The 12,930-nt window shown below is 73.0% G+C and carries 14 protein-coding genes; 8 read left to right on the top strand and 6 right to left on the bottom strand.

Going from position 1 to position 12,930, the window contains the following annotated elements; genetic code table 11:
• Nucleotides 1-113: 113 nt before the first annotated feature.
• On the bottom strand, nucleotides 114-926 hold the full coding sequence (locus NX794_RS26745) for a hypothetical protein (protein WP_258781571.1): 813 nt from the start codon (nucleotides 924-926) through the stop codon (nucleotides 114-116).
• A 367-nt stretch (nucleotides 927-1,293) separates the two neighbouring features.
• Between NX794_RS26745 and purN the strand changes: the two genes are divergently transcribed.
• From purN to NX794_RS26730, 3 genes are all read left to right on the top strand, one after another.
• The gene (purN, locus tag NX794_RS26740) at nucleotides 1,294-1,932 is read left to right on the top strand and encodes a phosphoribosylglycinamide formyltransferase (RefSeq protein ID WP_258781569.1); all 639 of its coding nucleotides are present in this window, start codon (nucleotides 1,294-1,296) and stop codon (nucleotides 1,930-1,932) included.
• Nucleotides 1,929-3,491, top strand: a complete 1,563-nt coding sequence (gene purH, locus NX794_RS26735) for a bifunctional phosphoribosylaminoimidazolecarboxamide formyltransferase/IMP cyclohydrolase (protein ID WP_258781568.1) — start codon at nucleotides 1,929-1,931, stop codon at nucleotides 3,489-3,491. The genes purN and purH overlap by 4 nt, the downstream gene beginning before the upstream one ends.
• A gap of 128 nt (nucleotides 3,492-3,619) precedes the next feature.
• Nucleotides 3,620-5,065, top strand: coding sequence for a hypothetical protein (locus NX794_RS26730; protein WP_258781567.1), 1,446 nt, complete (start codon nucleotides 3,620-3,622; stop codon nucleotides 5,063-5,065).
• On the opposite strand, the gene NX794_RS26725 is transcribed toward NX794_RS26730, so the two are convergent.
• Both NX794_RS26725 and NX794_RS26720 read right to left on the bottom strand, forming a co-directional pair.
• Entirely contained in the window at nucleotides 5,058-5,429 is a 372-nt protein-coding gene (locus NX794_RS26725) for an ATP-binding protein (RefSeq protein ID WP_258781566.1), read from the bottom strand. The two genes, NX794_RS26730 and NX794_RS26725, sit on opposite strands and share 8 nt — an antisense overlap.
• On the bottom strand, nucleotides 5,426-5,635 hold the full coding sequence (locus NX794_RS26720) for a hypothetical protein (protein ID WP_258781565.1): 210 nt from the start codon (nucleotides 5,633-5,635) through the stop codon (nucleotides 5,426-5,428). The genes NX794_RS26725 and NX794_RS26720 overlap by 4 nt, the downstream gene beginning before the upstream one ends.
• A 118-nt stretch (nucleotides 5,636-5,753) precedes the next feature.
• On the opposite strand from NX794_RS26720, the gene NX794_RS26715 reads away from it, so the two are divergent.
• Together NX794_RS26715 and NX794_RS26710 are read left to right on the top strand one after the other, a co-directional pair.
• Nucleotides 5,754-6,608, top strand: a complete 855-nt coding sequence (locus NX794_RS26715; protein ID WP_258781563.1) for a helix-turn-helix domain-containing protein — start codon at nucleotides 5,754-5,756, stop codon at nucleotides 6,606-6,608.
• Nucleotides 6,586-6,792, top strand: coding sequence for a DUF397 domain-containing protein (locus tag NX794_RS26710; RefSeq protein ID WP_258781562.1), 207 nt, complete (start codon nucleotides 6,586-6,588; stop codon nucleotides 6,790-6,792). The genes NX794_RS26715 and NX794_RS26710 overlap by 23 nt, the downstream gene beginning before the upstream one ends.
• Before the next feature lie 15 nt (nucleotides 6,793-6,807).
• Here NX794_RS26710 and NX794_RS26705 read toward each other — a convergent pair whose 3' ends face one another.
• The 3 genes from NX794_RS26705 to NX794_RS26695 form a co-directional block, all read right to left on the bottom strand.
• Nucleotides 6,808-8,337, bottom strand: coding sequence for a serine/threonine protein kinase (locus NX794_RS26705; RefSeq protein WP_258781560.1), 1,530 nt, complete (start codon nucleotides 8,335-8,337; stop codon nucleotides 6,808-6,810).
• Entirely contained in the window at nucleotides 8,334-9,077 is a 744-nt protein-coding gene (locus NX794_RS26700; RefSeq protein ID WP_258781559.1) for an FHA domain-containing protein, read from the bottom strand. The genes NX794_RS26705 and NX794_RS26700 overlap by 4 nt, the downstream gene beginning before the upstream one ends.
• 140 nt (nucleotides 9,078-9,217) lie before the next feature.
• Nucleotides 9,218-9,784 carry an RDD family protein gene (locus NX794_RS26695; protein WP_258781558.1) on the bottom strand — a complete coding sequence of 189 codons (567 nt, stop codon included), beginning with the start codon at nucleotides 9,782-9,784 and terminating at the stop codon, nucleotides 9,218-9,220.
• Nucleotides 9,785-10,046: 262 nt separating this feature from the next.
• On the opposite strand from NX794_RS26695, the gene NX794_RS26690 reads away from it, so the two are divergent.
• The 3 genes from NX794_RS26690 to NX794_RS26680 are packed head-to-tail and all read left to right on the top strand — an operon-like array spanning nucleotide 10,047 to nucleotide 12,754.
• On the top strand, nucleotides 10,047-10,901 hold the full coding sequence (locus tag NX794_RS26690; RefSeq protein WP_258781557.1) for a bifunctional methylenetetrahydrofolate dehydrogenase/methenyltetrahydrofolate cyclohydrolase: 855 nt from the start codon (nucleotides 10,047-10,049) through the stop codon (nucleotides 10,899-10,901).
• A complete protein-coding gene (locus tag NX794_RS26685) occupies nucleotides 10,891-11,418 on the top strand; it encodes a DUF3017 domain-containing protein (protein ID WP_428985962.1) in 528 nt (175 codons plus the stop codon). The genes NX794_RS26690 and NX794_RS26685 overlap by 11 nt, the downstream gene beginning before the upstream one ends.
• Nucleotides 11,419-11,449: 31 nt before the next feature.
• Entirely contained in the window at nucleotides 11,450-12,754 is a 1,305-nt protein-coding gene (locus NX794_RS26680; protein ID WP_258781555.1) for a helix-turn-helix domain-containing protein, read from the top strand.
• Nucleotides 12,755-12,930 lie beyond the last annotated feature (176 nt).

The following is a 12,930-nucleotide window of genomic DNA, read 5'->3' as shown; positions in this document are numbered from 1 at the left end:
GAAGACGAGAAACCCGCCCCGGAAGACGAGACCCAGGAGACGGCGTCCGACGGGACCCCGTGACCACGTCACCGACCACCCCGCCCGCCACCGCTCCCCCCGGGCCCCGAGGGTTACTCCTCACCCGCCCCCAGCACCCCCCGCAGCTCCTTCGGCAGAAGCTGTTCGCAGGACTGCTTGGCTTCGTGCGTCAGGGCGTCGCCGACGCAGGTGTAGTAGTCGCGGTAGACGAGCTGGACCGCGAAGGTCGAGGCGACCAGGGCCAGGGCCAGGGACGCCGTGACCAGACCGGTGATGGCGGCCGTCGTCTGGGGCCGGCCGGGCGAAGGCGCCGGTGCCGCCGACGGCTCCGGGGTGCGCGGCTTGGCACGCAGGGCGCTGATGCCCCAGTACAGGGCCAGCGCGCCCAGCAGCAGGGCCACGTACGGCCAGCTGAACAGCACGAAGAAGACCGACCAGATGCCCGACAGCAGCGCGTACCGCGCGCGTCTCTGCGCGGGGTCGGTCGGGTCCCAGCGCATGCCGGTGCCGGGACCGGGGCCGGGGCCGGTCGGGCCGCCGGGGCCCTGGGGGCCGCCGCCGGGCCGCTCGCCGAAGCCGCCCTGGGACCGGCCGGGCTGCCGGTCGCTCCACTGCCCGCCCCAGGGGGAGCCGCCCTGCCCCCCGTCGTCCTCGGAACCGGAGGGGTGGCGGGGCTGCCAGGGGCGGTCCGGGGTGCCCTGCGGCGGCGGCGCGAACGGATTGTCGTCCTTGTGCCCCTCACTGCCCTCACCGCCTTCACCGCCCTCACCGCTCCGGCCGTCGCCCCGGGGAGCCTGCGGCGGTGAGGCCGGCCGCTCCCGCAGCAGCACGGCGACGGCACGGCGCTCGACCCCCTGGACCGGGTACGGCGGGAACGTGAGGAGTCGCAGACTGCGATCGGGCATCAGAAAAGCGTCTTCCCTTAGTCGAGTACGGCTGGTAGTCGAGTACGGCTGGTCGGGTACGGCAGCGTTCACCACGGCACACGGCAGTCGACGCGACGGCCGACGTGAGCCTCCACCCCATGAACGCACCGCACGACGACCGCGTTCCCGAGGCCGCCCCGTGACGAATCCCGTCGACTGCCTTCGCGTCCCTGCGAACGCTACCTCCCGGCCCGGCACCCGTCCCGTGGGGGCCGTCGACGGTGCCGGTATCGTTGCTGACGGTCGGCCGGTTCGTAGACTTCCCCGTATCGCGGGGCGCGACGCATTCGTGCGAAGGCACAAGCCGCCGGCCGGACCCGTCGCCACCCCGAGAAAGGGCCCCACCGTGGCCGCCACCCCCGCCGGTCCAGCGGTCGAGCGCCTCGTCGTCCTGGTCTCCGGATCCGGTACGAACCTGCAGGCGCTCCTGGACGAGGTCGAGCGCACCGGAGCCGAGGCGTACGGCGCCCGGATCGTCGCCGTCGGGGCGGACCGCGACGGCATCGAGGGGCTCGCCCGCGCCGAGCGCGCCGGGCTGCCGACCTTCGTGTGCCGGGTCAAGGACCACCCGAGCCGCGAGGAGTGGGATGCCGCCCTCGCCGCCGCGGTCGCCGCCCACGAGCCGGACCTCGTGGTCTCCGCCGGGTTCATGAAGATCGTCGGCAAGGAGTTCCTCGCCCGGTTCGGCGGGCGGTTCGTGAACACCCACCCGGCGCTGCTGCCCAGCTTTCCCGGGGCCCACGGCGTGCGCGACGCGCTCGCGTACGGCGCCCGGGTCACCGGCTGCACCGTCCACTTCGTCGACGACGGCGTCGACACCGGCCCGATCATCGCCCAGGGCGTGGTCGAGATCCGGGACGAGGACGACGAGAGCGCGCTGCACGAGCGCATCAAGGAAGTCGAGCGAAGGCTGCTCGTCGAGGTCGTGGGGCGGCTCGCCCGCAACGGCTATCGCATCGAGGGACGAAAGGTAGTTATCCAGTGACCGCCGAGAGCAACAAGCGGCCCCTTCGCCGGGCGCTCGTCAGCGTCTACGACAAGACCGGCCTGGAAGAGCTGGCGCGCGGGCTGCACGAGGCCGGCGTCGAGCTGGTGTCCACCGGTTCGACCGCCTCGCGCATCGCCGCCGCCGGTGTCCCCGTCACCAAGGTCGAGGAGCTGACCGGCTTCCCCGAGTGCCTGGACGGCCGGGTCAAGACGCTGCACCCGAAGGTGCACGCGGGCATCCTCGCCGACCTGCGCCTGGAGAGCCACCGCGAGCAGCTCGCCGAGCTGGGCGTGGAGCCTTTCGACCTGGTCGTGGTCAACCTCTACCCGTTCCGGGAGACGGTCGCCTCCGGCGCCACCCCCGACGAGTGCGTGGAGCAGATCGACATCGGCGGCCCCTCGATGGTCCGTGCCGCCGCCAAGAACCACCCCTCCGTCGCCGTGGTCACCAGCCCCGGCCGGTACGCGGACGTGCTTGCCGCGGTGCGCGACGGCGGCTTCGACCTGGCCGCCCGCAAGCGGCTGGCCGCCGAGGCCTTCCGGCACACCGCCGAGTACGACATCGCCGTCTCGTCCTGGTTCGCCTCCGCCTACGCGCCCGCCGACGACTCGCAGTTCCCCGGCTTCCTGGCCACCAGCCTGGAGCGGGCGCACACCCTGCGCTACGGCGAGAACCCGCACCAGCCCGCCGCGCTCTACACCTCCGGCGAGGGCGGCCTCGCGGCGGCCGAGCAGCTGCACGGCAAGGAGATGTCGTACAACAACTACACGGACACGGACGCCGCCCGCCGTGCCGCGTACGACCACGACGAGCCCTGCGTCGCGATCATCAAGCACGCCAACCCCTGCGGGATCGCGGTCGGCGGGGACGTCGCCGAGGCGCACCGCAAGGCGCACGCGTGCGACCCGCTGTCCGCGTTCGGCGGGGTCATCGCCGTGAACCGGCCGGTCAGCAAGGAGATGGCCGAGCAGGTCGCGGAGATCTTCACCGAGGTCGTCGTGGCGCCGGACTACGAGGAGGGCGCGCTGGAGGCCCTCACCAAGAAGAAGAACATCCGCGTGCTGCGCTGCCCCGACGCCCCCGCCCACCCGGTCGACGTCAAGCCGATCGACGGCGGGGCGCTGCTCCAGGTCACCGACCGGCTCCAGGCCGAGGGCGACGACCCGGCGCACTGGACGCTGGCCAGCGGCGACGCCCTCTCCCCGGCCGAGCTGGCGGAGCTGGCGTTCGCCTGGAAGGCCTGCCGCGCGGTGAAGTCCAACGCGATCCTGCTCGCCAAGGACGGCGCCTCGGTCGGCGTCGGCATGGGCCAGGTCAACCGCGTCGACTCCTGCAAGCTGGCCGTCGAGCGGGCCGGCGAGGAGCGCGCCCGGGGTTCCTACGCGGCCTCGGACGCCTTCTTCCCCTTCCCGGACGGCCCCGAGATCCTCATCGCCGCCGGCGTCCGGGCGATCGTCCAGCCGGGCGGATCGATCCGCGACGAGCAGGTGATCGAGGCGGCGCAGAAGGCGGGCGTGACGATGTACTTCACGGGCACGCGCCACTTCTTCCACTGAGCAGCGCCGAGCAGCGCTGAGCATCACCTTTGGCCGGTTCCTTACGGTCGGTGATCATCCGGGTCGCCACCGCACGTACCCTGTGCGGCTCACCCGGATGATCACCACAGTGAGGACCGGCCGTTCCCATGACCTCCCGCCCGCCCGTCTGGGCCGCTCCGGCACTGTGGACCGTCCTGTTCGGCCTGTGGGGGATCGGCCGGCGGCACAGCGTGTGGCGGGACGAGGCCGCGACCTGGTTGGTGGCCCAGCGCCCGACCGGCCGGATAGCGCACACGCTCCAGCACATGGACGCCGTGCACGGCCTCTACTACCTGGGGATGCACGCCCTCTTCAGCTGCTTCGGCCCTGGCATCCTCACCCTGCGGCTGCCCTCCGTGCTGGCGATGGCCGCGGCGGCGGCCTGCGTGGCGGTCGTCGGCGCCCGACTGGGCGGCTACCGGGCCGGCCTGACCGCCGGACTGGCCCTCCCGCTGCTGCCCGCCGTGCAGTACCAGCTCCAGGACGGCCGCTCCTACGCGCTCGTCGTGGCCGGCGCCGCCCTCTCGACGCTGTTGCTGACCGCGCTGCTCCAAGGTCGCGGCGGAACGGGACACTGGGTCGCGTACGGCGGTGTCGTCCTCGTGACCGGCCTGCTGCACTGGCTGTCCCTGCTGGTCCTGCCCGCGCACGCGGTGACCCTGCTGTGGACCCGGGCCGGACGCATGACCTGGGCACGCTGGACCGGGGCGGCGGCGGGCGCGACGGCCGGGGTGCTGCCGCTGATCCTCTACAGCCGGGACCAGGCCGGACAGGTGGCCTGGATACCGCCCCTGACCTGGCACACCGCCATCGGCCCCGCCGTACTGCTGGCCGTGGGCTGCCTCCTGGCGCTGTCGACCCGCCCGAGGGCGGGCCGTCTGTCGGTGGCGGCCGTCGGGCTCCCGCTGCTGGCGGTGCCGCAACTCGGCCTGCTCGGACTCTCGTTCGTCCAGCCGGTGTTCCAGGACCGGTACGTCGTGTTCAGCCAGCTCGGCCTGGCCCTGCTGACCGGAGCCGCCCTCGACGCGGCGGCCCGGGCGGCGGCGCCCCGCCTGCCACGGGCGTCCCGTTGGCTGGTCCCGGCCGTCGTCACCGTCGCGGTCGCCGCGCTGCTGCCGCAGTCGCTGGCCGTACGGTCGCCGGGCAGCAGGGTGGACGACGTGCTGGCGGTGGCCGACCGGGTACGCGCCCTGCGCCGGGACGGGGACGCGGTGCTGTTCGTCCCGGTGTTCCGCCGCGACACCGCGCTGATCTCGCCCGACGCCTTCACCGGACTGCGGGACATCGCCCTGACCCGGAGCCCGGCCGAATCCGGCACGCTGGGCGGCGAAGAGGCCGGCCCGGCCACGATCCGGACCCTGACACTGGCCGAGCGACGGGTCCTGCTCGTGACCGACGCGGCCCCGGCGGGCGGTTCGGCGCCGGTGGCACGGGACAGCGCGAAACTGGCCGTCCTGCGCGAGCACTTCACGGCCGTGGCGGACGAGCGGGTCCGTGGACGCCGGGTGACGGTCTACGAACACCGGCCCGCCGCCGGGCCCTCGGTCAACTGACCGCCACCTCACACCACACGGTCTTCCCGTACGGCCCCTGCGTGACGCCCCAGCGCAGCGCGACCGAGTCCAGCAGGAGCAGGCCCCGGCCCGACTCCTCCTCCGCGTCGGCGTGCCGTATCACCAGCCAGGTGTGCGGCTCGCGGTCCGTCACCTCGATCCGGGCCCGGCCGGGGACCGTGCCCCGCACCCGTACCGACACGGGGGTGCCCTCGCCGACGTGCCGGATCACGTTGGCCAGCAGCTCGCTCACGCACAACTGCACGTCGGGACACGGCACTCCGAGGTGTTCCCGGACCGTCCGCCGCACCTCCGGTACGGCCTTGGGCAACGCGAGCAGTTCCAGCACCAGTGGCGGCCTCACCCCGCCGCGCCCTTCCGCAACGCCGCCGTCAGGGCCGCGGCCGTCTCCAGGTTGCAGTTGCCGAGTGCGATCAGGGGAGCGGCGTACGAGCTGGTGAGGGAGGGGAGTTCGAGGCCGAGCGAGGGGAGGGTGACGCCGTGCGCGGCGAGTGCGGCGCGCAGTTCCGCCAGGTGAGCTTCGGCTTCCTGGGTGTGGGGGTGCGGCACGGGTGTACGCCTTTCTGTGTGCGATGCGTGACGAAACACTCACACAGTGGCGTGACTGCGCGTACCGTGACAGGGGTTTGAGTTGCGCACGGTAACTGGTAAACGGCGGTGATGAGTTGTGCCTGCTCGCAAGGATCCCGACGCGTCGGCCAGCGTCCCCTCCTTCTACGGCGCGGAGTTGCGCTTCAAGAGGGAGGCGGCCGGTCTGACGCTGGAGCAGTTGGCGGAGGGCAGCTTCCGGGGGATCTCGTTCCTGAGCCAGATCGAGCGGGGTGAGCGGCGGATGCCCCTGGACTTCGCCCGGCACGTGGATCAGAAGCTGGGTACGGACGGGTTTTTCGAGCGCCGGTGTGAAGACGTCGCCAAGGCACGGCAAGTAGGGCACCCGTGGTACTACGCCGATATCCCGGACATGGAGAAGCAGGCCCAGACGCTGGAGGAGTGGGCACCCACTATCCTCCCCGGGCTCTTGCAGACCAGGGCGTACTTCCACGCCCGAATCGAGCACGGGGCTCCGGAGACGCCGGTTGAGGTGGCTGAGGAGCTCGTCCAGGCGCGTCTGGCGCGTGCGGAGCTGTGGAGCCGTGCGGAACGCCCTTCCTACTGGGTGATCCTGAACGAGTCGGTCATCCGGCGAACGCCGCTCCCTCCCGCGGTGATGGCCGAGCAGGTGGAGTACATCCTCGACATCATGCGATCCACCCGGAGCGTTCTTCAGGTGGTTCCGGAAACCATCCCGTGGCCCCCGCTCGCTCATGCCATGGCCAAGATCATGACCTTCGCTGATGCCCCGCCACTGGTCTATACGGAGGGCGATTTCGCTGGGCAGATCGTCGACTATCCGGCGCACGTGAGGGAGTACCGGCGTAGGTACGATCTGCTGAGGGCCGTCGCCCTGCCACCCAAGGCGTCCCTGGCCTTGTTGAGAGAAGCAGTGAGGAGCCTCAAAGATGAAGCACGGCAACAGGATTGACCCGGACTCCGTCGCTTGGCGCAAGAGCAGCTACAGCAATGACGAGGGCGGTGACTGCGTCGAGGTCACCGACGCTGTCCCCTCCCTCGTCCCCGTTCGCGACTCCAAGAACCCCGGTGGGCCCTTCCTCCTCATTCCCGTCCGTGCCTGGGGGCCGTTCGTCTCCGCGATCAAGGGGCAGTGAGCCCTCGCAGTACACCTACGGTGTGTACTTCCCGAGGTAGAGGGCGACCCGGTCGCAGTACTCGCGGTACTTCGGGGGGACCCCGCCCGCGCCGTTCACCTTGCGGAAAGACGTGCGGTAGGCCGCGGCGATCAGGACGCGCTGGTCGCCGGGGAGGCCCGGTCTCAGGTTCGGGGCGATGAAGCACAGGTAGCGGCCCATCGCCGGGATCGAGACGGCGGCGGTGAACGGCGGACGGGGGATGGTGTCCGCCGGGCGGCCGTCCGCGCGGATCCAGTAGCGCAGCACCCGCGGGGTCCAGCGGGCGATGCCGTACTCGTCGTGGGCCGGGTCGGACAGGGCGGGGTCGAAGTCGCTCTCCGCCTTCAGCATGGCGGCGATCAGGGCGGGCGTGACGTGCGTGTTCGGGCAGGCGTGCGCGGCGTCCACGATGAGCGGCCGGTACGACGGGGGCACGCCCTGGTCGGTGCGGAGTTCGGCGGAGCCGTAGGTGGCGGGGGCGACGGGACCCGGCAGTGGTGTCGCCGTCGGCCGGTCGTGGGGCAGGGCGCCGATGCCGTAGCCGAGGGCGGCCAGGGCGGTCGCGGTGAGTGCGGCGCCGAACAGGAGCTGTGTGCGGCGGCCGGGCGGTCGGAGGACGCGCGGCGGGCGGGTCGTGCCCGCTGCCGCCACCACCCGGCGCAGCAGCGCCTCCGTGCCGACCCGGTCGGTGTGGGTGCGGGTCAGGCAGTCCTGGAGGATCTCCCGCCAGCAGGACGGCAGTCCGGCGGCCAGCCGCAGGTCGTCGGTGCCGCGGGCGTAGGCCACGGCCGCGTCCCGGCGGGCCGCCGGGGTGCCGCCGGACAGCGGGAAGGCACCGGTGAGGACCAGATGGGCGAGGACGCCGAAGGCCCAGACGTCGGCCGAGGGGCGGATCCGGCGGCCCCGCTCGTCGATCTCGGACCACAGCAGCTCGGGCGGGGTGTAGTCCGGCGTGGAGAACGCGGGGGAGTAGGCGTGCGTGCCCTCCAGTTCGGCGGCCATGTTGAAGTCGGCCAGCCGGGCCGAACCGTCCCGCATCAGCAGCACGTTGGCCGGTTTCAGGTCGCCGTGCACCCAGCCCGCGTGGTGGAGCTGGAGCAGGCCCTCGCAGATCTGGGCGAGGAGGACGGGACCGGCGGCGGGCCGCGGTGCGGCGGCGAGCAGGGCGGCCAGCGAGCCTTCGGCCTTCTCCAGGACGAGCACGGTGGCGCCGTCCAGGGCCGGGTGGTCCGGGTCGTCCACGGTGAGGGTCTCGTACATGCGGATCAGCCGGGGGCGGCGCAGCCGGCGGTGCAGCCGCACCTCCCGCTCGACCAGTTCGCGCAGGTGGGTGAGGCGACGCGGGGTGCCGGTGCCGGTCGGCAGGAACTTCAGCGCGGCCGTCTCCGGCAGGCCGCCGCCCCCGGGGCCGGTGCGCCGGGCCTCGTACACGCTGCCGAACGCGCCCGTCGCGAGGGGCCGGCGCACCTCCCAGCCGCCGACCCGGTAGCCGCGCGGCACCGGGACGGCGTACGGGACGGTCACCGGGTGGCCCGGGCCGGCCGCGCGGCCAGGACGATCAGGTCGTCCTCGCGTACGAGGTCGAAGCGGAGCGCCAGCGAGACCAGCGACTCCTTCTTGCCGTTGAGGCGGGGGCCGGGGTCGGCGGTGTCCGGGCCCGGCTTGAGCCGCAGCTTCACCGCCAGGTAGTCGATGTTCCACTGCACCGAGGTGCGCGAGGCGGCCGGCCACCCGGGTCTGAGCCGGTCGGCGACCTGGTCGACGGTGGGCAGCGGGGCGTGCGGGTCGCCGCGCAGCCGGGGCTCGCACAGGGCGGCCAGGACGGCGAAGTAGCGCTTGGTGCGGTCCACGGAGAAGGCCGGGGCGGTGGTGTCGCCGTCCGGCCCGCCGCCCGCGCTCAGGTAGTCGTGGCGCGGCGCCCACACCTCGATCGCCAGCAGGTCCCCGGCGGCGGGCAGCACGACGCGGGAGAACTCGAACGGCACGGGCGCGTCGAGCCGGCCCGGGCCGACCTTGACGTGCTCGCCGGCGCCCTCCGGGTTCTCCACGACGTAGGTGTGCCGGGTGGACAGGTTGCTCAGCGTCCAGAACGCGCCCTGGGCGCCGATCTCGCCGGCCCGGCGCGAGACCCCGTCGTGCGGGACGCGCAGTGCGCTGTCGGCGGCGCGGCCGAAACTGAGGCGCTCACCGGGGGCGAGCCGGATCTGCGGGCGCGGCTGCCGGGCCTCCGTGGTCGGCGGAGGTACGACGATGATGCTGTACAAGGTGCGTCTCCCCGTGTGCCTGACGGCTACCCGGTCAGAGTAGGGCGAAAGCACCAGGGCCGTGCCTCCCCTGCGCGGGTGAGACACGGCCCTTGACGGTGTTTGGCGTGAACGTGTCGGTATGACCCGACCGTTGGCGATCAGGCCGAGCGGATCACGATCGACGAGCACACCTTGTCGGCGAACGTCTGGCGCTTGGCGTCCCACGCCGGCCACAGCCAGCCGATGTAGCAGGCGAGGCTGTCCAGGAAGTGCGCGATGCGGCGGACGAACGCCATGCCGACGCCGAGCGGCTGTCCGTCGATCTCCCGGACCAGCCGGATGCCGACCGCCTTCTTGCCGAGCGTCTGGCCGGTGCGGCCCTCCATGATCAACTGCCATATCGCGAGGCCGATGATGATCAGGGCCCCGACTATCACCAGTGCGGGAGTCCCCTTGCCGAACATGACCAGAAGGTACGGCACGAGGAACACGAGGCCGTCCACCAGCGTCCCCAGGAAGCGCTGGCCCCAGTTCGCGTACGGCGGCTGGGCGGGCTGGTAGTCGTAACCGGCGGGCTGCTGCGGGTAGCCGTAACCGGCCTGCGGCGGCACACCGCCGGGCTGTTGCGGGTAGCCGTAGCCGGGCTGGCCCTGCTGCGGGTAGCCGTAGGGCTGCTGGGGGTCCTGGGGCTGGCCGTAGCCGGGATTGGGCGAGCCGAAACTCATGGCGAGATTCCTCCGTTGACACTTCGGGGACGGCGCGGAAGGCACGGAGGAACAGCGGGATCCGAGCGGTTTGCCCCCCAACCAGACCGCGGTATTGCGTCGCTCATCGTCGGGGGAAAGGCCGAAATTTGTCCAGCCGTACGGGTGAGCCGTTGTGCAAGCGCAACATCCATGATCAACCCGTGACAGAACCGGCCCGGACGCACGGCCTCCCGGCCCCCCGGATTGGTACCGGGGGCCGGTCATCCGGGAGGATGGGTGTATGACCGCCCAGATTCTCGATGGCAAGGCCGCCGCAGCCGCGATCAAGTCCGATCTGACCGCCCGCGTGGCGGCGCTGAAGGAGAAGGGCGTCACGCCCGGCCTCGGCACGATCCTGGTCGGCGACGATCCCGGCAGTCACAAGTACGTCGCCGGCAAGCACCGCGACAGCAAGCAGATCGGCATCAACTCCATCCAGCGCGAGCTGCCCGCCACGGCCACCCAGGAGGAGATCGAGGCGGTCGTCCGCGAGCTGAACGAGGACCCGGCCTGCACCGGCTACATCGTCCAGCTTCCGCTGCCCAAGGGCATCGACGAGAACCGCGTCCTGGAGCTGATGGACCCCGCCAAGGACGCCGACGGCCTGCACCCGACGAACCTCGGCCGGCTGGTGCTCAACGAGCCCGCCCCGCTGCCCTGCACCCCCAACGGCATCCTCACCCTGCTGCGCCGGCACGGCGTGGAGATCAAGGGCGCCGAGGTCGTGGTCGTCGGCCGCGGCGTCACCATCGGCCGCCCGATGCCGCTGCTGCTCACCCGGCGCAGCGAGAACGCCACCGTGACCCAGTGCCACACCGGCACTCGCGATCTGTCCGCCCACCTCAAGCGGGCCGACATCGTCATCGCGGCGGCCGGCTCCCCGCACCTGATCCGCGCCGAGGACGTCAAGCCGGGCGCGGCCGTCCTGGACGTCGGCGTCTCGCGCAACGCCGAGGGCCGGATCGTCGGCGACGTCCACCCGGACGTGGCCGAGGTGGCCGGCTGGATCTCCCCCAACCCCGGCGGCGTCGGCCCGATGACCCGGGCCCTGCTGCTGGCGAACGTGGTCGAGGCGGCCGAGCGCAGTGCCGGCTGAGGACACCCGCAGGGGAGCGGGAGCGGAACCGCGCGGGGCAGCGGGTGCGGAACCGCGTGGGGAAGCGGGGCCGGAGCCGACCGTGCGGGACGCGATCAGCGCCCCCGACGCCCAGGGGCGCCCGCGCCGCGTCACCCGGCGCTTCCCGCTGTTCACCAGGGACACCGCGCGCCCCGAGGGCGGCGGCCGGGCCGCGCCCGGTGACGCCCCGGCGCCCGCCCGGCAGTGGCCCGTGCTGGTCGTGCTCTCGGCGGTCGCCCTCGGCCTGCTGCTCACCGCGCTCGACGTGTTCCGCTACGGCACCCTGCTGATCGGCGCCGCCCTGCTGGCCGGGGCGGCCCTGCGCTGGTTCCTGCCCAGCGTCGGCATGCTCGCCGTGCGCTCCCGTTTCACGGACATCACCACCTACGGCGTGCTCGGCCTGGCCATCGTCATGCTGTCGCTGATGGCCCAGCCGGACCCGATCCTGCAGATCCCGTTCCTGAAGGACACCCTGCACGTCACGCTCACCAAGTAGGACCCCGGGCCGGGGGAAGAGGGGGGAGACGATGCCTCGCTGGAAGGCGTTGCCCGAGGATCTGGACCCGCAGATCAAGGAGTTCACCGAGCGGTTGCGCCGGCTCGTGGACCACAGCGGCCTGGGCGTCGCCGCACTGGCCGACCGCACCGGCTACGGCAGGGCGTCCTGGGAGCGGTACCTGGGCGGCCGGCTGCTCGCGCCCAAGGGCGCCGTCGTCGCCCTCGCCGAAGCCACCGGCACCAGCACCGTCCCTCTCATCACCCTGTGGGAACTGGCCGAACGCGCCTGGAGCCGGGCGGATATGCGGCATGACAGCACGATGGACGCGATACGCGTCGCGCAGGCCCGCCAGGCCCTGGACACACCGGGTACGGCCGGCTCCCCGGCCCCTCCCGGCGGCCGGCCGGAGGAAAGCGGCACCGGCGCGCGGGAGGCCGTACGGGAGCCCGGGCGGGGCGCCCGGCCGATCGTGGACCGGCCCGACCTCTCCAAGCCGGACCCGGTGGACGAGGAGGGCGACGGGGTCCGGAACTCCTGGCGCGTGGCGCGACCGGACGGCGTCTCCGCGTCCGGGGGCAACTCCTGGGGGCTGGCCGGGTACCAGGGGCCCTCGAAGGCGGGCCGCCGGGCTCCGGTCCGGGCCGACGACGCCTCCGGGACGGCGGGGACGGCGGGGACGGCGGGCGCACCGCTCACCCCGAGCGGCACCGATGTCCCGGCCACGGGTACGCCGGGAACGGATGCCACGGACACGTCCGAAACGTCCCCCACGTCCCACCCGGCCCCCTCGTACGCCGGGCAGCCCGCCGCCCCGCGGCCCGCACCCCCCGCGCCCCCCGGAAACCCGGGCCGGCAGCGGCTGTTCATGTTCCTCGCCGGGCTGGTCGGCACGCTCGTCCTCATCGGCGGTGTCCTCCTCGTCACCGGTACCGGCGGCGAGAAGAAGGCCCCCGGCCGGTCGCCCTCCCCGTCCGCCGGCAGCCGGGTGAGCCTGCCGCCGGGCGTGAAGTGCTCCGGGGCCGCCTGCGACGGCAAGGACGCCGAGGCCATGGGGTGCAGCGGGGACCTGGTGACCACGGCCAAGTCCGCCACCCTGGGCGGCACCGTCCTGGAGGTCCGCTACAGCAAGACCTGCGGCACCGCCTGGGGCCGGATCACCGGCGCCGCGCAGGGCGACGAGGTGCGGCTGACGGTGGGCGGCACCCGGGAGCGCGGGGACATCACCGCCGTCGGCGACACCATCGCCTACACCCCGATGGTCGCCGTACGGGACGCGGTACAGGCCAAGGCGTGCGCGACCCTGGCGACGGGACGGACGGCCTGCACGCAGTAGGGGCACGGTCCGGAGGAAACGGGGGAGGCGGCGCGCATGGGTGCCGGGATACCGGGCATGCCCGGTGATCCCCTTGTGGGGTGAGCCACACGGCCCCGGACGTCTCGCATGCCGGATGCGCGATAGCCTGACCGCTGGATCTCTCTTGACGCCAAGAGATCGATCATCCGCCCGGG

It is taken from the genome of Streptomyces pyxinicus (genome assembly GCF_024753135.1).
GTDB lineage: Bacteria > Actinomycetota > Actinomycetes > Streptomycetales > Streptomycetaceae > Streptomyces > Streptomyces pyxinicus.
This window is presented reverse-complemented; position numbering and strand designations above follow the sequence as displayed.